Source organism: Streptomyces sp. SDT5-1 (assembly GCF_052245995.1).
Classification (GTDB): domain Bacteria; phylum Actinomycetota; class Actinomycetes; order Streptomycetales; family Streptomycetaceae; genus Streptomyces.
In genome coordinates this window covers 7,384,185-7,402,022 of the sequence record NZ_CM125963.1, presented here as the reverse complement: position 1 = coordinate 7,402,022, position 17,838 = coordinate 7,384,185, and the positions used below count along the sequence as shown (strand labels likewise).

Below are 17,838 nucleotides of genomic sequence, written 5' to 3'. Positions count from 1 at the left end.
GCGCGGAAGGTGCGTTCGACGGCGGGGACGTCCCGGGGGCTCACGCCGCGGGGCGCCCGCCGCTGCGGCGGTACTCGGCCATGACCTGTCCCGGCGTGGCGGCACGGTCGAGGAACAGGAGGTCGTCCATGCGGCAGTTGCAGGGGTTGGCTTCGCGGGTGTTCTGCGGGAAGCTCCCGCCGATCTTGATTCCGCGCGGGTCGGTCGCCGACGCAAGGTCGGGCTCCGGCTCCCCGGCGAGCGCCCACGGGTCGTCGTCGCGCACATAACTTCCGGGCAGAGCCTGCCCGTTGCGGTAGAGCGCCATCTCGCCCGTGTCGAAGTCGAAGGTCGCGGCCAGGTGGACCCACTGACCGTCGGGCAGGTGCGTACGCCAGTCACCGTCGGCAGCGAACGTCTGGGACGCGGACCCGTCCACGCGACGCCCCAGGGCGACCAGCCGCAACTCACCCTTTACGTCGATGAGTTCGAGGAGAGCCCGGACGTCGTGCCCGTTCGAGTCGCCGGTGAGGAGGCCCGAGAGCCCGATGGCGTTGTAGCGGTCGTCGGGGTCGGCCGAACCCGAATTCGGGCTCGGGTTCGGCCCCGTGGTGCGGAACCAGCCCATGACGGTGGCCTGGCGCGCCCCGTTGAACGCGTGCAGCGAGGCCGCGCCGTCCGGGTCGTACACACCGGCCTTCCAGTCGTCGTTGCCCGCGACGTCCGGGGCGACCTGCCGGGTCTGAAGGACGTGGCCGCGCCGCGGATCGGCGTCGTCGCGCACGCGCATCGCCGCGCCGCCGTTGACGAGCGACAAGGTGGTGCCGGAAGGTCCGATGTCACGTTCACGCGCGGGGTCGACGGGGTCCGGATGCTCGAAGTTGTAGCCCGCGACCAGGCTTTCCCGGATACCTGTCCCGGCGGCCGGGGAATCGGCGCCCGGCGCGGAGGCTGCCCCGGCGGGCGGGGTGAGGAGCGCGGCAGCGAGCAGTGCGGCTCCGGCGGCCGTCGCGAGGGGCAAAGATCTGACTCTCAAGGGTCTGCTTCGGCGTGACGACGTGACTGTGCGAGGCGCCATGTCCCCTCCCGGGAGCAAGCGGTGAAAGCGCTTCCTACGTGATGCCTGGTGCAACGTACAAACATCGTGGGCGGGCGACAAGGGTTTGGACAACGTTGTCGAAACGAGTACCGAAAGCGCGGCCACCCTTGACGCGCGCGGCGCGCATCAGGACACGATGGGCGGCGGGGTCATGCCGGGCGGCTCGGCGCTACTAGCCTGGTGCGGGGCGAGCGGCGACGATACGACGCTGAACGCCTCTCAGCTCGGCCTGCTCAGCGCCGATCTGTCGGGGTCCGACCCGCGCCGGCGACGTTCTTATTGAGCTTTTCGTTAGTTCCGTGGTGGTTCGTGATGGATTGTTAGGCCGGTGTGGGTGAGGAAGGACCACGGGAGCTGGTTGTTGGAGCAGATCCGGTGGATGCCGCGTTCGGCCGCGTCGGCAACATCGGCGAGGTGGTCGCCGGCGAGGTTGGCCAGCTCGCGGGTTTTGATGGCCGACCACAGCAGTTCCACCGGGTTGAGTTCGGGGGCGTAGGCCGGCAGCCGCTCCAAGGTTAGCCAGTCCTGTTCGGCCGCCCAGGCCCGCATGGCCCGGCTCCAGTGGGCCGACAGTCCGTCCCATACCAGCACCACCGACTCGCCGGCGTAGAAGGTTTTGATGTGTTCCAGCACATCGATCAGGGATGTGGTGTTGTAGCTGCCGGGCTTGAGGTGGAAGCACAGCCTGGGGCCGCGTTCGGGGTCGGTGGCGTGGTAGCCGAGCGCGGCGGCCATCCCGGCGCGTTTCCAGTTCAGCCGGTGTCGAAGCACGGGGGTGTGCCCGCGGGGTGCGTAGGTGCGGCGGACCTGGGGAAGCAGCGAGACACCCGATTCGTCGAAGAAGACGAGCCAGGCACGTTTCTTCACCGCCCCTTTTTGATGCGTGGCCACTCCTGGGCGGCCCATCGGGCGATCTCGGACTCGTCCCGCTCGACGGCCTGACGTCTGGGCCGCTGCAGGCTCCACCCCATGCGTCCGGTCAGTAGCCGCCACACCGAGGCCCGGGACAACGTCACCTCGGTGATCCGCTCCACCACCACGCCGACCCGTTCCAGGGTCCACAGATCCGCCTCGAACCCGTGCGCCTTGGCGCCCTGCTCCAATGCGGCCCGCACCAGCTCGACTTGGGCATCGTCCAGCTTGGGCGGCCGGCCGGTGGCCGTCCGCCGCCGCAGCGCATCAGCCCCACCCTGCTCCCACTGGCGTCTCCACCGGCGCACGCTCTCGGGGTGCATCCCCACGGTCCGTGCCACCTCGGAGGTAGAACGCCCCAGTTCGAACAACTCGGCCGCGCGCACCCGCCGGGCCTCGGCCAACTGCGGCCGTGTCAGCGGCGGAACAGAGACGTCGGAAACAACAGCCTGCGACTCGGAAGACACCCCCAACATGCTCACACCGCCGACGCCCCTGCACCCACGGAACTAACGAAAAGCTCAGTAGACACCGACCTCACCGGCGAGATTCGTGGCCCTGCCCACCCATGGGATGGCAACGCGGAAAGCGAACTCACGGGCCGCACACTGGAGTTGCGCCCGAACGGCCGCGGGTCGTCCGTCAGCGTGCTCAACTCCCCTGCCGGCACCGTCACCTACTACGCTCGCGTGGGCGACGAGTTCCCCACGACCGCCGACAGCAAGGATCATCCGTGAACACGGAACTCGAGAAGTTCATCAAGGTCTACCTCGACTACGACCAGGCCTACGACACCAGCGGAACGCTTCGCCCGACTCTGTACGTGTTCAATCCCGAATACGTCGAACGCGTGCGGGAGGGTTTGGCGACCGTGCTCCGGGATCGCCCGCTCTCGACGGCCGATTACGAGAGAATCACCGACATCGAGTTCGAGAGCGACGAGGTCCTGTACTCCTACCTGCGGGACATGTACCGGTACCTTTTCGAGAACGGCGCCGCCCAGCCGATGCCACCCGAGTAGGTGGTACACGGATTGACGATGCGAGTCGACAGGGCAGACACGTGCACAGAGGACGACAACGTGATCGTGCGCTACGAGGGCAAGCCCTATACGGGTGAGGTCGTATCGCACGACAAGGAGGGGCGGCTGATCCAACTCCAGACGTACGTCGACGGTGTGTCCTCCTGCCCGTACCGCCGTCGGTGGCCTGACGGGTCCTTGAAGGCAGAGGAAACCCTCCGTCTGGGAGCGCACGTTGGCGAGTGGCGTTCATGGCACCGCAATGGCCACTTGGCCAGGCGCACCTTCTATTCCGATCGCGGCATAGGCGTGTGCGGCCGCAAGTGGGACAGGCGAGGCAACCCCCTCCAGACATACAGGGCCTTCCCCGAGGACACCAACACCCCCACACCTCCTGGAAAGTAAGTTGATTCTCCGCCGCCTGCGAGCCATCGACTGGGACGACTGGACAGTGGCGTTCGACCACTCGCGGTCGCGCGCCCTGCTGATGCGCGAGTACTTGCGCCGGTCCGCCCTGTGGGCCCGTCACTACGGTGCGGAGAGCGTCTGGCCGTTCTTCGACATCGCTGAACACATCGTCCCTTGCGTGCAGTTGCCCCTAGACATCGCGAGCGACCTCGACGCGTTCCTGCGCGGCGGGATCGGGCCGAACTCGGTCGAGCGAACCGTGACGGGCGCGGTCCGCTGGACGGAGTTGCGTCGTCAGGGGCGCACGGACCTGCCCGACCTCCCCGAACCGTACGAGCCCTTGCTGCTCATGTACGAACGCGGGGGCGGCTTCTACGTCGATCAAGCCATCGACCTCAACGGCGTGAGCCTGCCCCGCTGGGGCCTCGACACGGCCATCGCCGCTCCGCCGTTCCTGACCGTGGGCCCAGCGACGCTCGACGCCCTGGATTCCGACGCGAAGGGGAAAGTCACGTACTTCGCGGTGGTCGAGGAGAGGTTCCCGAGGGAGCGGCCGATGGGGCTGATACGACGTCGGGCGGTCGGGAGGGAGCCCGTCACGCACGACGAGGCCTTCAGCCGGAACCTGCGCTGGGAACCCACCGACTATTTCGACCTGTACGCGCTGGGACACAATGACACCGACCACGTGGAAATCTCTGAGATCGAAGCGGCGGCCTTCATCGACCGGGTGATTCAGAAGTACAGGCAGTCCCGTTCCTCCTGAGTCCGGGACTGGCCGACACGAACCGGGGAGAGACACAGTGCCCGAGCCGTCCACCGACACCTCCGCCGCGATCCCCGAAGGGGAGGCCGCCGACCGCATCGGCACGTGGTGGCGTGAGGGCGGGCGTGGCGGTCACCTCGCCTTCCTCGCCCTGGAGGACCACCACGACGCCCGACGCTCGTCCGAGGCGGAACGCCTGGTGACACGGACGCTCCCGCGAAGAGAACAGCTGGAGTGAGCGCATTGTCTGGTACCCGTGATGTGAGCAGAACGGTGCGGGTCATGCCGCGCGATCCGGCGGGCGCGGCGGCGCTGCTGGCCTGGTGTGAGGCGAGCGATGACGATACGACGTTGGACGCCTCTCAACTCGATCTGTCCGGGGCCGATCTGTCGGGGGCCGACCTCGCGCTGGCGACTCTCTTCGACACCGACCTCACCGCCGCCAAGCTCGTGGAAGCGGACCTGTATCGGGCCCAGAGTGCCGATGCCATACTCGATCACGCAGACCTCACCGGGGCGTCGCTGGTGAAGGCCGACTTCCGTGACACACGGCTGCGGGGCGCCGACCTCACGCGCGCCGATCTCGGCAGCGCGGCGCTCTGGAAGGTGGATGCACGATCGGCTTGTTTCCGTCATGCGGTGTTCGACGGGGCCTCCCTCCAGGAGGTGTCCCTGCTCGGCGCCGACCTCACCGGTGTATCCGCGCACGACGTGACACTCAATGTCGCCGTCGACGAGAGCACCGTCGTCGCCGGCCTCACCGGTGAGATTCGCGGTCCGGCCCGGCTCGCTCAAGGCGATACGGAACGTGAACTCGCCGGACTGGAATTTGAGTTGTGGCTGAACGGTCGCGGGGCGTCGGTCAGCGTGCTCAACTCCCCTGCCGGCACCGTCACCTACTACGCCCGCGTGGACCACGAATTCCCGCGCGAGCGTCCCGCTGGCATCGTCCGCCGACGCCGAGCCGGAAGGGCCCTCAGCGACGAGGCCTTCACCCGCAACCTGCGCTGGGAACCGACGGAGTACCTGCGCCGCCACGAACTGGGCCACAACGAGGACGACCACGTCGAGATCACCGAAGAGGAAGCCACCCGGTTCATCCGCCGTATCAGGGCCAAGCTCCAGAGGGGGAACGGTCCAGATCGCGCCGCAGGCGACAACTCGGTCCCGCCAGCCAATGGACAGCCGGAATGATCGAGCAGTGCAGGTGGCCACGGACAGGGGTGTGAACGCCAAACCCTGCCCCGGCCGTCATCCGTAGCGTTCAAGCCCGAATACGTCGAACGCGTCCAGGAGGGGTTGGCGACCGCAGCCCCTGCCCGGTCGACGTCCGGCACCACGATCGTCACCAGCCGCCCGGACGCGGCGAGTTGCCCCAGCTCGGGGTAGATGTCGGCGGCGCGGGTCGCGGACAGTCCGTAGTGGTCGGCGAGCAGCCACAGAGTCTGCGCCGCCGTCAGCCCCGCGACGCTGGGCACCGCGGGCGCGGGCAGGTCCGGCGGCACGGTCGCCGGATCGAACGCGTCGAGGTCGAGCCCCTTGCGGTACTCCGGGTCGCACAGCATCAGGAACCCGGTGAGCAGCCGCGAGCACGCGCAGCGCGGCATTGCGCCCCCCCCGATGTACGGGTGGGGCTCACAGGTGACACTGGCCTGCTCTGGGGTCTGGGTCCGTCCGGCACCGTCACGTCGTGTTGACCGTACGACGTCATCTTATGGGGGCCGCACGGGGTGAATCACGCCCCGGCCACCGCTTGTTGCCCAGTCGTCGCACTGGCCCGCCGGTCGGGCACAAGCCGTCACGGAAGCGCGGGTTGTGCTCGATCATGGGTGGATGACCGCCTTCTACCATGTGTGCTTCGCCGTCCCCGACCTCGAGCGGGCGATGCGGGACTTTCGGCGTTCGGCCGGGGTCGAGTGGAGTGAGCCCGCGGGCGATCGGCTCGGGGAGTGGGAGTACCGAATCGTGTTCACGACCGGTGGGCCGCCGTTCATCGAGTTGATCGAGGGGTCGCCGGGCAGTCCGTGGGACGCGTCGGGCGGGGCCCGGTTCGATCACATCGGCTTCTGGACGAGTGACGTACAGGAGGGTTCCCGCCGCTTGGAGGCGGAGGGGCTGCCCGTGGACTTCTCCGGCTGTCCCTATGGCCGGCCGTTCGCGTACCACCAGGTGGACAGCATCGGCGCGCGGATCGAACTCGTCGACGTCGAGAGGCAGGGGCCCTTCCTCGACCGGTGGCATCCAGGTGGTGCCGTCATGCCCGTCATCGACGAGGGCGACCGGGGCTGAGGAGAAGAAGGGACGGGGTCAAGCTTCGAGGTCGGGGCCGAAGAGCTCCGCGAGGGCGCGGTCGACGACGCCCTCCACGTCCTCCTGGCCCGCCGCCACCAGCGCGTACGTACGCAGCAGGAAACGCCGCAGGGCCGACGTGTCGAACTGCAGCACCGCCATGCCCTCCGGCGAGTGCAGCTCGATGACGGTGCGGGCGCGGCCGCACGGCCACACGTGGACGTCCCCGGTCCCGGTCGGCACGCGCAGGCCGTCGTCGAGGAGCGCGCGGGCGAAGGCCCATGTCACCTCGGCACCGGAGAGGGTGGCCTCCGCGGGGAACACCACCTGGAGGGCGAGCGGGTCGGTGGACTTGTAGCGGAGGGTGACGGTGACGTTGCGTTCGGGGCCCTCGCCCTCGGACGTGACGAGCCGGGCGCGGGCGGGCTGTTCGAACGTGACGGGCAGCGTGGTCGGCATGGCAGGTCCCTTTCTGCGCTGCATGTTCCAGATGCCCGTTCGACGCGGCGGCGGGCCACGTCATTACGGCGTTTCCGAAAAAGGTCGTTGTGACCTGCGCCACTCACCCCTCCCGTAATCAGACATTTGTGAATTACGGTTTCAAACTCCTTCTCATTCTCCTCTCCCGATCCGCAGTCGGGCAGAGCAGAGCCCCGCCGATGCCGGACGGAACGGAAGTTTTCTGCCATGACCGACGGCCCCGCCGCCGCGCCGATACCCCCCGCCGCCACGGAGGGCGGCCTCAGCCCCGCCGCGTACGCGCGCATCTACGAGGCGGAGCAGCCTCGGCTCGTCGCGTACGCCCGCTCGCTCACCGGCAACCCGTGGCTCGCCGACGACCTCGTCGCCGAGGCGCACTTCCGGGTCTGGCGGCGCCTCGCGGCGGGGCACGACGTCGACAACGTCGCGGCGTACCTGACGACGACCGTGCGGAACCTGGCCGCCTCGGCCGGGCGCGGGGCCGCCCGCGAGACACCGCTCGACCCGCACACCGGCATCGAGCCGGTCCAGGTGTCGACCGCCGCGTACGGGTCCGGGGCCTACGGCGACCAGGACCCGGCCACCCGTGCCTCCGAGGTCGACCTGCTGTCCCAGGTCCTCGGGCAGCTGCCGGAACGGTGGGTGAAGGCCCTGTGGCTCTCCGAGGCCGAGGGTCAGCCGCTGGAGGCGGTCGGCCGGGGCATCGGCGCGGGCAGCGGGGCCACGGCCGTGCTGCTGCACCGTGCGCGCGAAGGCATGCGGCAGGCCTTCCTGCGGACGCATCCCGGGGCACCGGCCGACCCGGCGTGCGAGGGGCACTGGGAGCGGATGCCCGCCTACGTGCGCGGCAACGCCTCCCCGCGCCAGTCCGAGAAGCTCCTCGCGCACGTCGACGACTGCGACGACTGCCGGAAGCGGCTCACGGTCCTGCTCAGCGCCAACGACCGGCTGCCCGCCCTGGTCGGCCCGGCGCTGCTCATCTTCGTCCTCGGCGGAGCCGGGAAGTTCCTGCTGCCGCTCGCCGTCGGGGCGGGCGCGGGAGCCGGGGTGGGCGCCGCCGGTGCCGCGGGGTCCGCCTCCAGCGGGCACGAGGCCGGTTCCGGTCTGCTGCACGGCGTACGACATGTGCTCACCGGTGGGTCGAAGACCCAGGGAGCCGTGGCCGGGGTGCTTGGTGTCTCGGTCGCCGGTGCCGCGGTCGCGGCCGGACTCGTACTGACGTCGAACGGTGGTGACACGGTGCCGCCGCAGCGTTCGGCGGCGATCCAGAGCGAGAAGGGCGACACGGCCCAGAAGAGCCAGGAGGGTCGGAAGAGTCAGGAGAGCCAGGAGAGCGAGAAAGGGCAGGAGACCGGCGCGCGTGACAGCGCACCGTCGGACACCTCGCCCTCTGCGCAGCCCTCGACCCCCTCCTCTTCCTCCTCCCCCGAGCCCGCCTCCCCGCAGGACAAGTCCAACGAGTCGAACGAGCCGAGCAAGGAGCAGGACGCCCCGCGCCCGACTGACACCGACACCAGCGCCGAGCCGGAGCCCGACACCTCCGACTCCCCCGCCACCCCGTCCACTCCCCCGTCCCCGTCGGCCTTCGACCGCGCCGTGCCGCCGAAGGAGTCCACGCCCGCCGAACCGTCCCCCACCGACACACCCTCCGGCGAGCCCACACCGACACCCACCCCGACGACCGAACAGCCCTCGCCCACCCCGACGACGACGGAACCAACTCCGGAGCCCACCAGTCCCGAACCCTCGAACCCCGCCCCTTCCCCCAGCTGCACCCGCTGGCTCGGCCCGATCCACATCTGTCACATCATCAAATGACGGTTTCCCCACGGCAGTTCACAGAGACGGCTCAGAGCTCGTCCGACGCCAGGAGCTGGTCCCGCATGCGGAGCATCCCGCGGCGCGCATGGCTCTTGACGGTGCCGAGCGGCCATCCGGTGAGCTGGGCGATCTGCGTCTGCGTCAGGTCGTCGTAGAACGTCAGCTCCAGTACGCGGCGCTGCGCCGCGGGAAGCCGGTGCAACTCGTGCGCCACGACCACTTGGTCGAGCACGCGATGGACGTCCCTCTCCTGCGTCGGACGACGCACCGAGAGCTGGGCGCCCGCGGCCCCTATCAGCTCGGTCCGCCGCGTCCGCGCGCCGAGGGTGTCGGCCACCTTGCGTCGAGTGATGCCCACGAGCCAGCCGGCGAGCCGACCGCGCTGCGGGTCGAAGTTCCGGCTGCCCCGCCACGCCGCGAGGAAGACCTGCTGGGTCACGTCCTCCGCCTCGCGCGCATCGCCGAGCGAGCGGTAGGCCAGCGTGTGCACGAAGGTCGACCAACGACGGTAGATGCCCTCCAGGGCGGCCTCGCTTCCGCGGCGCAGTTCCGTGGCGAGCTCCTCGTCCGAGAGTTCCCGCTCGGACACATCTCCGTCGGAGTGATCTTCCTTCGTCATCATGACGGCAGACATCGCCCGGTCCTTTCGCCGATGGGTGGCGAGATCACTCTCTCGACGGACGGCGCCGGGTACGACATGAAACGAAGTTGCATCGATTTGCTTCAGCCGCCTCATCGAGCGTCACACAGGAGCAAAGACCGAGGTCGGCGCCCCGCGCACGGCGTCGGATCGGCACCCCTTTGCCAGGCTTCGGGAGTGACGCACTGTTCCTGCGTCGATATGGTGAGGGCATGGAGCGTCATGCGGGCGAGGAGCAGGCGGGGGCCGCACACGGGGCCGGAGCCACCTCGGGCGCCGTGGCCCGCCGGCTCGGAGTCTCGCCCACCACGTTGCGTTCCTGGGACCGGCGCTACGGCCTCGGTCCTGCGCGCAGGAACGAAGGGCGCCACCGGCGCTGGTCGCCCGACGACGTCGCCGTGCTGGAGGCGATGTGCCGACTCACCGCGCAGGGCGTACCTCCGGGCGAGGCGGCGCGCCTGGCCAAGGGCGGCACGGCCGCCGGGACGACGCCCCTCCTCTACGAGGAAGCGCCGCCCCCGGCCGTCGACGGCGAACGAAACGCACCGGATGCGGGGCGCGACGGCCTCGACGCCGACATGGTGCGGCGGGAGTGCCGCGGGCTCTCCCGCGCAGCCATGCGGCTCGACGCCGACACCGTCGAGGAACGCCTCCGCGGCTTCCTGCGCGAACACGGCGTCGTCGACTCGTGGGAGGGGCTCATGATGCCGGCGCTGCACGCCGTCGGCCGCAAGTGGGAGGCCGCGGGCGACCGCTTCGTAGAGGTCGAGCACCTGCTGTCCTGGCAGGTGTCCACCGCTCTGCGCTGCGCCCCTTACCTCGTCGGCCGCCGGGCTCAGCGACAGGGCGCGCCCGTCCTCCTGGCCTGCACCCCCGGCGAACGGCACACGCTTCCGCTGGAGGCACTGCACGCCGCCCTTGCTCTCGAAGGGCGGCCGGTCCGGATGCTGGGCGCGGCCGTCCCCGTGGAGGCGCTGGCGGAGGCGGTGCGCCGCACCGGCCCGGCGGCGGTCATGCTGTGGTCCCAGACGCGTTCCTCGGCCGGCGCGCCACTCGCCGAGCACCTCCTGCGCGTGAGTTGGGGACAGAAGGGCGCACGCCAGAAACCGGTGGTGCAGCTCGCCGGCCCCGGCTGGCGGGGCACGACGGTCGAGGGCGCCGAGTACCCGCACACCCTCGCCGACGCGGTCGCCACGCTACGGAGCCGCTGACGCCGCGCCCGTGCCACCCGAGGTCTCGTCCGGGTGGCGGCGCATCCGAACGCCGCCGCCCCGCGGAAGTACGGTCCACGGACGGAAGAGGTGGTCGAATGCCGGCGGGTGGAGACGAGCGCCGCTCGGACGTTCTCGTGGTCGGGGCCGGTGTCTCGGGACTCGCGTGCGCCCGGGACCTGTTGTCGGCGGGCGTCGACGTGCAGGTGCTGGAGGCGGGCGACGCCGTCGGCGGCCGGATGCGCTCGGACCGGGTCGACGGATTCGTGGTGGACCGCGGGTTCCAGGTCTGCAACACGTCCTATCCACAGGTCCGCCGCAGAGTGCCGCTGAGGCGCCTCGGCCTGCGGCCCTTCACCCCCGGCGTCCTGGTCCACGGCCCGCACGGGCGGCTTCGCTTCAGCGATCCCACCCGCCGTCCGCGGACGCTCCCCGACCTGCTGCCCGGCCGCCTCGCGGGCCCTCGCGACCTGGCCGCGCTCGGTGTGCTGTCCGCCCGCGACATGCTGACGCCGCCCCGCCTGCTCAAGCGGTCCGCGGACACCACGACACGTACCGCGCTCGCCGACGCCGGGATCTCCGACGAATTCGTGCAGCGGTTCTTCCGGCCGTTCCTGTCCGGTGTGTTCCTGGAGGACGAGCTGGAGACGTCGGTCCGGATGTTCCACCTGGTCTGGCGGAGCATGCTGCGCGGGACGCAGTGCCTCCCCATCACCGACGTCGGCGCGCTCCCGCGGGCCCTCGCGGCCGACCTGCCCCCGTACGTCGTGCGCCTGGAAACACCGGCCGCGGGCCTCACGGACAACGGCGTGCTCACCGCAGCGGGCCGGGAGATCCCCGCACGCGCGGTCGTCGTCGCCACCGGGCCCGGCGCGGTCCCGGGGCTGCTGCCCGGCGTCACCCCGCCCGCCGGTCGTGTCGTCACGACGTACTACCACGTCGCCCCGCGGTCCCCGCTCGGCGAGCCGACCCTGCTGGTCGACACGCGACGCCGATTCCTCAACACCTGCGTCCTCAGCGACGTCGTCCCCGCGTACGCCCCGCCAGGGCACGCCCTCGTGGCGACCTCGGTCCTCGGCCGGGACACGGCGGGTCGGGAGCGCGAGGCAAGGGCGGCGGCGGGCGAGGCCTACGGCGCCGGATCCGACGGCTGGGATCTGCTGACCCACCGCACCGTCGAGGAGGCGCTCCCCGTCATGACGCCTCCCCTCCCCCTGACCCGGACCACCCGTGTGTCCCCGGGCCGCTACGTGTGCGGCGACCACCGGGCCACCGGATCGGTGCAGGGCGCGCTGGCCTCCGGCGCCCGAGCGGCCCGCGAGGTACTGGACGACCTGCGAGGGTGAACCTCAGGGAGCGCCGCTGCCGCGCCCACGCTCCTGGCGCAGCAGCTCGTCCAGATCCGCCAGGCGGTCAAGCCCGCGCACCGGCTGCGCCGTCCGCGGATTGCGTTCGAGGCGCGCCCGGTGGCGGTGCAGAAAAGCCCAGTAACCGGCGGTGAGCGGGCATGCCCGGTCACCGGTCCGGTCCCCCGGCCGGTACGCGCATCCCTTGCAGAGGTCGCTCATCCGGTGCACGTAGGCGCCGCCGGACGTGTACGGCTTGGTGGTCATCCGGCCGCCGTCCGCGTACTGCGACATGCCGACGACATTGGGCACCATCACCCAGTCGTAGCCGTCGACGAAACAGCGGTGGAACCAGTCCGTCACCCCCTCCGGGTCCCAGCCCCGCTGGAGGGCGTGGCTGCCGAGCAGCATCAGGCGAGGGATGTGGTGGGTCCAGCCGGTGTCCCGTACCTGGGCGAGGGCCGTGGACAGGCAGCGCGCCCGGACGGCGTCGGCGTCGAGTTCCAGGAACCACTCGGGCAGCGGCTCGTGATGCCGAAGAGCGTTGCGGTGCCGGTAGTCCTCGCCGAGGTACCAGTACAGCTGCCAGACGTACTCGCGCCATCCGGCGACCTGCCGCACGAAACCCTCCACGCTGGAGAGCGGGGCCCGCCCCGCCCGCCAGGCGTCCTCCGCCCGCTCCACGCACTCTGCCGGGTCGAGGAGGCCGAGATTGAGCGAGGACGACAGGAGGCTGTGACTCATCACCGGGTCCGCGGCGAGCATCGCGTCCTCGTACGGGCCGAAGGCGGCGAGCCGGTGCGCGACGAAGCGGCGCAGCGCGGCAAGTGCCTCCCGCCGCGTGGCCGGGAACAGCCGCGGCCCGTCCCGTCCGACGAACCGCACGTCGCCGTCGCGCTCCCAGCGGTCCAGGTCGTGGCGCACCTGCTCGTCGATCTCGTCCTCGCGCGGCCTGTAGGGCGCGGGGACGCCCAGCGTGTCGGCCCCCTTCGGCGGGGGTTCGCGGTTGTCGTGGTCGTGGTTCCACCGCCCGCCGACCGGCCGGTCGCCGTCCATCAGGAGGTCGTGCGAGCGCCGTACCCAACGGTAGAAGTCCTCCTGCCGAAGCCGCTTCGCACCGCGCCCGTCGGCCCACGCACGGAAGTCCGCCTGCGCCACGAGGAAGCCGCGCGCGGGCAGCACCTCGACCTCCTCCATGCGTGTCACCAGGCGCAGTGCCGCGTACGAGGTGGGGTGATGCACCGTCACCGGCCCGACGCCCGGCACCGCTTCGCGCAGCCCTTCCGGGTACGTCTCTGCCTGTACGTACCTGACCCGGTCACCGAGCTCGGCGGCCCGGTGCCGCATCGCGGAGAGCATCAGGTGCGCCTTGGCCCGGTGGAAGCGGCGGCGCCGGAAGACCGACCGCGCCTCGATCATCACCACGGGCGCGTCGGCGAGGCCGGCGAGGTGGTGCGGTCCGAGCTGGTCGCCGAAGAGCCAGTGGGGCGCCGCCATGACAGTTCCTCCTCGCGGACGCTCCCGGACACGTACGCCGGGATACCTACCGGTTTTCGTGCCGACGCCGCCCGCCGGATGCGCCGGGGACGCCGGTGCAACCGTTCGGGGCGTGTCGGCGGAAGAGGTGTCAGTTGCGGGAGGGGCGTTTCCACGAGGGAGAGGACCCGTCATGAGGCTCAGTGAGGAACTGCCGGTCGACGGCCGACTGGCACGCGTGTACCGCTACGGCGCCGGGCTGTGCGGCGTCGTCCTGCTGGTCTTCGGCACTCTCGGCTTGGCCGACCGACTCAGCCCGTTCAGCACGGACGGCACCAGGATCGCGGGGCTGTCCACCAATGGTGCGCTCAGCGTCATCTCGATCGTCGTGGGCGTGCTGCTGATCGGCGGCGCCGTGATCGGAGGAAACTTCGCGTCGACGCTGAACATGACCATCGGCGCGCTGTTCGTGCTCAGCGGCTTCTACCACGTCTTCGTGCTGGACCGTCCCGCCAACTTCCTGGGCTTCGGCATGACCAATGTCGTGTTCAGCTTTGTCATGGGGCTGATCATCGCCATCTTCGGGATGTACGGGCGGGTCTCGGGCGGCCTCCCGCACGACAACCCGTACTGGCGCCGCCGTCACCCGCGCGAGGCCGCCCGCGAGACCCTGGCACGAAGGGAACTGGGCCGCCGCTGAACCATTATCTGTTCCGGCCGAGTGAGAATTTCCCCGGGGTGACTCACAGGTTTTTGCCGCAGCAGCCGGAACGAATTTCTCCCGTGAACACGGGCCGCTTCGGCGTGCTACTGTCGGCGTCAGTTGCAGTTGTGGTTGTGGTTCCCAAGAAAAACTCCGGTCTTTTCTCCGGGCAGGGCGATCATCGCGGCGACACAGACATTCGCGCCGTGCGAATGTCTGCTGCACTGCCCCGAAGGAGAATGACATGAGCACAGGTACCGTGAAGTGGTTCAACGCGGAAAAGGGCTTCGGCTTCATCGAGCAGGAGGGCGGCGGCGCGGACGTGTTCGCCCACTACTCGAACATCGCCGCCCAGGGCTTCCGTGAGCTGAGCGAGGGCCAGAAGGTCAGCTTCGACATCGCGCAGGGCCAGAAGGGCCCGATGGCGGAGAACATCGTTCCCGCCTGAGGCGACTGATACGCACGTGCAGCTGGGGCCCGCATCCTTCGGGGTGCGGGCCCCAGCTGCACGCACTTTTCCCGCCTCGCCATTTCGGCCAATTCTTGCGATTCCCTCCGCTGTTCGACACCGCGGAATTTCCTTGACGAGGGCCCACCCAGGTGCGACCCGGCTCCGGAGCGGCGGCCCGACACGTCTGCAATCAGGAAACTCGGCAATCTCTGCAGGAGGCACCTTTTGACGCTGATCCAGCTGGACACCCCGGACACGGCCGGACCACAGGTATGGGATGCGATGACCGTCGAGGTCGCGCTCTCGGTCATGGCCGCAGCCCGCACCCACCACCTCGTCATCTGCGACGAGGACGGCCAACGCACCGGCAGGGTCACTCGGTCCGGGCTCAACTCGGTCCGGGACGGCCTCGGATACACGGATCAGGTCCGTCTGCGCGACATCACCGACGGTTCGGAGCGCCACGCCGATCCCTGCGACAGCGCTCAGGGCGCACTCGCCCACACTCACTGAACGCCCCCCACCACCAGGCCACTTCCCCTTTGTGAGGCATCATGCGCTGCGTCATCGCACGATTTCCGTTCGACCTGACCAAGAGCGGGGTGATGGAGTCGATGAAGGGCATCCGACCCGAGCCGGTCACCGGTGGCTTCGTCGTCATCGGACGACGTCATTACCCCGCCATGCAGGTGGGCCAGGTCATCACGGGGCAGGACCGCCGTGACTTCAACGCGGGCGAGGTACTGAGGGCGATGACCCGCCTCGGCTTCACCTGCCGCACCACACCCTCGACCCCACCATCGACCGAGCCCTCGGGGACTACCACGGAGTACGAGCGGGCCGCCGCCCTGCTCGGCCCTTCTCCCGCCTGAGCGGGGAAAGGCCGTGCCGCCCCGCGTCGGTCAGTCCGCGGCCCGCGCCTCGTCGGTGCCGCGGCTGCGGAGTTCTTCGTTGATGCGCCGGGCCTCCTCGAGCTGGTCCTCGAGGATGATGATGCGGCAGGCGGCCTCTATGGGCGTGCCGGTGTCGACGAGTTCGCGGGCGCGGCCCGCGATGCGCAACTGGTAGCGGGAGTAACGGCGGTGGCCGCCCTCGGACCGCAGCGGTGTGATCAGGCGGTGTTCGCCCAGCGCACGCAGGAACGCGGGCGTGGCCCCGATCATCTCCGCGGCCCTGCCCATGGTGTAGGCGGGGTAGTCGTCGTCGTCGAACTTGTCGGCGGGGCTGGTACTGCGAGCCGGCATAAACCTCTTCTTCCGGGGACGCGTCGAGGGGCCCGGACGCCGTCCTGGCGCCCGGGCCCCGAGCTGTTAACACCATCTACCGGCTAACTGCACCGGCTTTTCTTGTTCCGCCGATCCGCCCGATGGGGCGGGACTGCGGGATCGCGACTGCGTGACCGGGGACCACCTTCCAATCCGGGGCCTGCGGTACCCGGGTGGACTCCGTCCGTGCCCGGGCGATCCTGATGGCGCTCTGCTCCTTACCTTTTCGATCCATTACCTGTTGCCGGCAGGAAACGCCGTCCTGCGTGCGCCCCCTGGGGGCGCCGACCCGGCAGCCAGGGGAAGAGCCCACTGCTTCCGGCTCCACCCCTCCACTGCCAGGCCGTCCCTGCGTTGACCTTGCTTGCACGGCAGTTCGCCTCTGCCGCGTCCTTGGACTTCTGGGCTACACAGAAAACATAAGCCCGGCCGACCCGAATGTCTACTCTCGTCGCTACAGATTTTTGGCAGTGGCCAGTCGCGTAAATCTGTCCCCTCTGTCGGGACTACCGCCCCTCCCGCACCCGCACGTTCTCCGCCTTGATGTCCGGCAGCTTCGACTCCAGGGAGTACGTGGCGATCACCGCCGCCTGGAGGGCCGCCACCGCGATGGGGAGGCCGATGAAGAGCCAGGCGATGCCGTCGCCGACCGAGGAGGTCACCGAGCCCGGGCTGTAGTCGATGGCCGCCAGGCCCCACGCCAGGCACGCCGAGCCGAGCGCCGCGCCGATCTTGGTGCTCATGCTGTAACCGGCGAACAGCAGGCCCTCGTCGCGGCGGCCGCTGCGCCACTCGTGCCATTCCGCGCTGTCGGCGACGAGCGCGGGACCGGCCACGAAGCCGAAGCCACCCACGAGGTTCGCCACGAAGAACACCGCGGTGAACGCCATGAGGTTGTCGCGCAGGAAGAACAGCACGGCGCTGAGCACGATGCACGCCACCAGGCCCAGCAGGATGCCGCGGCGCTGCCCGAGCAGGCGCAGGACGCGTGCGGTGAGCAGGGAGCCGAGCACCGCGGAGAGCGAGAACGCCAGCAGGATGACCGGGACGGCCGACGGCTTGTGCAGGACGTGGAGCGCGAAGTAGACGGCGCCGCCGGTGATGATGCCGAGCCGCGCGAAGGACAGGATCGAGAAGGCGAAGACGGTCGTCCAGGGGCGGTTGCCGGCGAGGGCCTTGATCGAGGTCCAGATCCCGGCGCCGCCGCCCTCCGTGGTGTGCGGCGTGGTGGGCACGCGTTCCTTGACGAGGCCGTACACCGCCCAGAAGAGGGCCATGCCCACCACCGCGTAGAGGCCGATGGTCCAGGCGAATCCGGAGCGTGATGTCGCCGAGCCGCCGAACAGGGTGATGAGCGGCTGGGTCGCCGTGGACACCACGATGAGGCCGATGCCGACACCGAAGGAGCGCATGCCCGCGAGCTGCATGCGTGTCCCGGAGTCCCGCGTGGCCATCGCCATGAGCGCGCCGTACGGGACGTTGACCAGCGAGTACGCCAGGCCGACCAGGACGAAGGTCACGTACGCGTAGATCACCGCGGCCGTTCCGCCGCCGCCCGGTGTCAGGAACGTGAGGAGTGTCAGCACCCCGAGGAGGGGTGCGCCGAAGAGGAGGTACGGGCGGGCGCGGCCCCACCGGGTGCTGGTGCGGTCGACGAGCAGGCCGACGGCCGGGTCGAAGAAGGCGTCGAGGAGGCGGGCGATCAGCATCAGCGCGCCGACCGTGCCCGCCGCGATGCCGGCGACGTCGGTGTAGAAGAAGAGCAGGTAGCTGGAGATCGTCGTCCACGTCAGGTTGGACGCCACGTCCCCCAGCGCGAAGGCGGCTCGTTCGCCGCGGCGTACGGCGCGCGGGTCGTCCGCCGCGTCGCGCGGCCCGTCGGCGACGCCGTCGTCCTGGGCCGGGGCCGGCCGTGCCGCGTCCCTGCCGGGCGTTTCGGGCTTCCTGGTGCTGCTCATCATCGAGTCCTTC

At 70.1% G+C, this 17,838-nt stretch carries 20 protein-coding genes; 12 read left to right on the top strand and 8 right to left on the bottom strand.

What is annotated here, in order from left to right; all coding sequences use genetic code 11:
* Nucleotides 1-40: 40 nt before the first annotated feature.
* The 3 genes from ACTWJ8_RS34030 to ACTWJ8_RS34020 form a co-directional block, all read right to left on the bottom strand.
* Entirely contained in the window at nt 41-1,000 is a 960-nt protein-coding gene (locus ACTWJ8_RS34030) for a LamG-like jellyroll fold domain-containing protein (RefSeq protein ID WP_443261384.1), read from the bottom strand.
* Nucleotides 1,001-1,369: 369 nt separating this feature from the next.
* The gene (locus tag ACTWJ8_RS34025; RefSeq protein WP_443261383.1) at nt 1,370-1,945 is read right to left on the bottom strand and encodes a transposase; all 576 of its coding nucleotides are present in this window, start codon (nt 1,943-1,945) and stop codon (nt 1,370-1,372) included.
* Complete coding sequence (locus ACTWJ8_RS34020; RefSeq protein ID WP_443261382.1) at nt 1,942-2,457, bottom strand: winged helix-turn-helix domain-containing protein; 516 nt, start codon at nt 2,455-2,457, stop codon at nt 1,942-1,944. The genes ACTWJ8_RS34025 and ACTWJ8_RS34020 overlap by 4 nt, the downstream gene beginning before the upstream one ends.
* A 266-nt stretch (nt 2,458-2,723) precedes the next feature.
* Between ACTWJ8_RS34020 and ACTWJ8_RS34015 the strand changes: the two genes are divergently transcribed.
* The 5 genes from ACTWJ8_RS34015 to ACTWJ8_RS33995 all read left to right on the top strand — a co-directional run bounded on the left by ACTWJ8_RS34015 (nt 2,724) and on the right by ACTWJ8_RS33995 (nt 6,474).
* Complete coding sequence (locus ACTWJ8_RS34015) at nt 2,724-3,011, top strand: hypothetical protein (RefSeq protein WP_443261381.1); 288 nt, start codon at nt 2,724-2,726, stop codon at nt 3,009-3,011.
* A gap of 406 nt (nt 3,012-3,417) precedes the next feature.
* Nucleotides 3,418-4,185 carry a hypothetical protein gene (locus ACTWJ8_RS34010; RefSeq protein WP_443261380.1) on the top strand — a complete coding sequence of 256 codons (768 nt, stop codon included), beginning with the start codon at nt 3,418-3,420 and terminating at the stop codon, nt 4,183-4,185.
* 37 nt (nt 4,186-4,222) lie between these two features.
* Nucleotides 4,223-4,423, top strand: coding sequence for a hypothetical protein (locus tag ACTWJ8_RS34005; protein ID WP_443261379.1), 201 nt, complete (start codon nt 4,223-4,225; stop codon nt 4,421-4,423).
* A 44-nt stretch (nt 4,424-4,467) separates the two neighbouring features.
* Nucleotides 4,468-5,379: a pentapeptide repeat-containing protein gene (locus ACTWJ8_RS34000; RefSeq protein WP_443261378.1), complete on the top strand. Its 912-nt coding sequence runs from the start codon at nt 4,468-4,470 to the stop codon at nt 5,377-5,379.
* Between the two features lie 639 nt (nt 5,380-6,018).
* Nucleotides 6,019-6,474, top strand: coding sequence for a VOC family protein (locus tag ACTWJ8_RS33995; RefSeq protein WP_443261377.1), 456 nt, complete (start codon nt 6,019-6,021; stop codon nt 6,472-6,474).
* 18 nt (nt 6,475-6,492) lie between these two features.
* Here the strand turns inward: ACTWJ8_RS33995 and ACTWJ8_RS33990 are convergent, their stop codons facing one another.
* A complete protein-coding gene (locus ACTWJ8_RS33990) occupies nt 6,493-6,933 on the bottom strand; it encodes an SsgA family sporulation/cell division regulator (RefSeq protein ID WP_443261376.1) in 441 nt (146 codons plus the stop codon).
* A 228-nt stretch (nt 6,934-7,161) separates the two neighbouring features.
* On the opposite strand from ACTWJ8_RS33990, the gene ACTWJ8_RS33985 reads away from it, so the two are divergent.
* The gene (locus ACTWJ8_RS33985) at nt 7,162-8,772 is read left to right on the top strand and encodes a sigma factor (protein ID WP_443261375.1); all 1,611 of its coding nucleotides are present in this window, start codon (nt 7,162-7,164) and stop codon (nt 8,770-8,772) included.
* Between the two features lie 31 nt (nt 8,773-8,803).
* Here ACTWJ8_RS33985 and ACTWJ8_RS33980 read toward each other — a convergent pair whose 3' ends face one another.
* Entirely contained in the window at nt 8,804-9,409 is a 606-nt protein-coding gene (locus ACTWJ8_RS33980) for a sigma-70 family RNA polymerase sigma factor (protein WP_356373432.1), read from the bottom strand.
* 218 nt (nt 9,410-9,627) lie between these two features.
* Between ACTWJ8_RS33980 and ACTWJ8_RS33975 the strand changes: the two genes are divergently transcribed.
* Both ACTWJ8_RS33975 and ACTWJ8_RS33970 read left to right on the top strand, forming a co-directional pair.
* Nucleotides 9,628-10,626 carry a MerR family transcriptional regulator gene (locus ACTWJ8_RS33975; protein ID WP_356373433.1) on the top strand — a complete coding sequence of 333 codons (999 nt, stop codon included), beginning with the start codon at nt 9,628-9,630 and terminating at the stop codon, nt 10,624-10,626.
* Between the two features lie 98 nt (nt 10,627-10,724).
* Nucleotides 10,725-11,972, top strand: a complete 1,248-nt coding sequence (locus tag ACTWJ8_RS33970; protein ID WP_443261374.1) for an NAD(P)/FAD-dependent oxidoreductase — start codon at nt 10,725-10,727, stop codon at nt 11,970-11,972.
* A gap of 3 nt (nt 11,973-11,975) precedes the next feature.
* Here the strand turns inward: ACTWJ8_RS33970 and ACTWJ8_RS33965 are convergent, their stop codons facing one another.
* Nucleotides 11,976-13,469, bottom strand: coding sequence for a cryptochrome/photolyase family protein (locus tag ACTWJ8_RS33965; protein WP_443261373.1), 1,494 nt, complete (start codon nt 13,467-13,469; stop codon nt 11,976-11,978).
* A 172-nt stretch (nt 13,470-13,641) separates the two neighbouring features.
* On the opposite strand from ACTWJ8_RS33965, the gene ACTWJ8_RS33960 reads away from it, so the two are divergent.
* The 4 genes from ACTWJ8_RS33960 (at nt 13,642) to ACTWJ8_RS33945 (ending at nt 15,474) form a co-directional block, all read left to right on the top strand.
* Nucleotides 13,642-14,148 (top strand): DUF4383 domain-containing protein, encoded by a 507-nt coding sequence (locus ACTWJ8_RS33960; RefSeq protein WP_443261372.1) that lies wholly within the window; start codon nt 13,642-13,644, stop codon nt 14,146-14,148.
* Between the two features lie 247 nt (nt 14,149-14,395).
* A complete protein-coding gene (locus ACTWJ8_RS33955) occupies nt 14,396-14,599 on the top strand; it encodes a cold-shock protein (protein ID WP_356373437.1) in 204 nt (67 codons plus the stop codon).
* A 228-nt stretch (nt 14,600-14,827) separates the two neighbouring features.
* Nucleotides 14,828-15,115: a CBS domain-containing protein gene (locus ACTWJ8_RS33950; protein ID WP_443261371.1), complete on the top strand. Its 288-nt coding sequence runs from the start codon at nt 14,828-14,830 to the stop codon at nt 15,113-15,115.
* Nucleotides 15,116-15,156: 41 nt separating this feature from the next.
* Nucleotides 15,157-15,474 carry an SCO5918 family protein gene (locus tag ACTWJ8_RS33945; protein ID WP_356373438.1) on the top strand — a complete coding sequence of 106 codons (318 nt, stop codon included), beginning with the start codon at nt 15,157-15,159 and terminating at the stop codon, nt 15,472-15,474.
* A gap of 30 nt (nt 15,475-15,504) precedes the next feature.
* Here the strand turns inward: ACTWJ8_RS33945 and ACTWJ8_RS33940 are convergent, their stop codons facing one another.
* Nucleotides 15,505-15,846: a MerR family transcriptional regulator gene (locus tag ACTWJ8_RS33940; RefSeq protein WP_356373439.1), complete on the bottom strand. Its 342-nt coding sequence runs from the start codon at nt 15,844-15,846 to the stop codon at nt 15,505-15,507.
* Nucleotides 15,847-16,373: 527 nt separating this feature from the next.
* The gene (locus ACTWJ8_RS33935; protein WP_443261370.1) at nt 16,374-17,825 is read right to left on the bottom strand and encodes an MFS transporter; all 1,452 of its coding nucleotides are present in this window, start codon (nt 17,823-17,825) and stop codon (nt 16,374-16,376) included.
* Nucleotides 17,826-17,838: the final 13 nt, after the last annotated feature.

What these genes read in the sequence shown, in the direction of transcription:
- ACTWJ8_RS34000 (WP_443261378.1), top strand. Translation starts at nt 4,468, where the DNA reads ATGCCGCGCGATCCGGCGGGCGCGGCGGCGCTGCTGGCCTGGTGTGAG.
- ACTWJ8_RS33995 (WP_443261377.1), top strand. Translation starts at nt 6,019, where the DNA reads ATGACCGCCTTCTACCATGTGTGCTTCGCCGTCCCCGACCTCGAGCGG.
- ACTWJ8_RS33990 (WP_443261376.1), bottom strand. Translation starts at nt 6,933, where the DNA reads ATGCCGACCACGCTGCCCGTCACGTTCGAACAGCCCGCCCGCGCCCGG.
- ACTWJ8_RS33985 (WP_443261375.1), top strand. Translation starts at nt 7,162, where the DNA reads ATGACCGACGGCCCCGCCGCCGCGCCGATACCCCCCGCCGCCACGGAG.
- ACTWJ8_RS33980 (WP_356373432.1), bottom strand. Translation starts at nt 9,409, where the DNA reads ATGTCTGCCGTCATGATGACGAAGGAAGATCACTCCGACGGAGATGTG.
- ACTWJ8_RS33975 (WP_356373433.1), top strand. Translation starts at nt 9,628, where the DNA reads ATGGAGCGTCATGCGGGCGAGGAGCAGGCGGGGGCCGCACACGGGGCC.
- ACTWJ8_RS33970 (WP_443261374.1), top strand. Translation starts at nt 10,725, where the DNA reads ATGCCGGCGGGTGGAGACGAGCGCCGCTCGGACGTTCTCGTGGTCGGG.
- ACTWJ8_RS33965 (WP_443261373.1), bottom strand. Translation starts at nt 13,469, where the DNA reads ATGGCGGCGCCCCACTGGCTCTTCGGCGACCAGCTCGGACCGCACCAC.
- ACTWJ8_RS33960 (WP_443261372.1), top strand. Translation starts at nt 13,642, where the DNA reads ATGAGGCTCAGTGAGGAACTGCCGGTCGACGGCCGACTGGCACGCGTG.
- ACTWJ8_RS33955 (WP_356373437.1), top strand. Translation starts at nt 14,396, where the DNA reads ATGAGCACAGGTACCGTGAAGTGGTTCAACGCGGAAAAGGGCTTCGGC.
- ACTWJ8_RS33945 (WP_356373438.1), top strand. Translation starts at nt 15,157, where the DNA reads ATGCGCTGCGTCATCGCACGATTTCCGTTCGACCTGACCAAGAGCGGG.
- ACTWJ8_RS33940 (WP_356373439.1), bottom strand. Translation starts at nt 15,846, where the DNA reads ATGCCGGCTCGCAGTACCAGCCCCGCCGACAAGTTCGACGACGACGAC.
- ACTWJ8_RS33935 (WP_443261370.1), bottom strand. Translation starts at nt 17,825, where the DNA reads ATGAGCAGCACCAGGAAGCCCGAAACGCCCGGCAGGGACGCGGCACGG.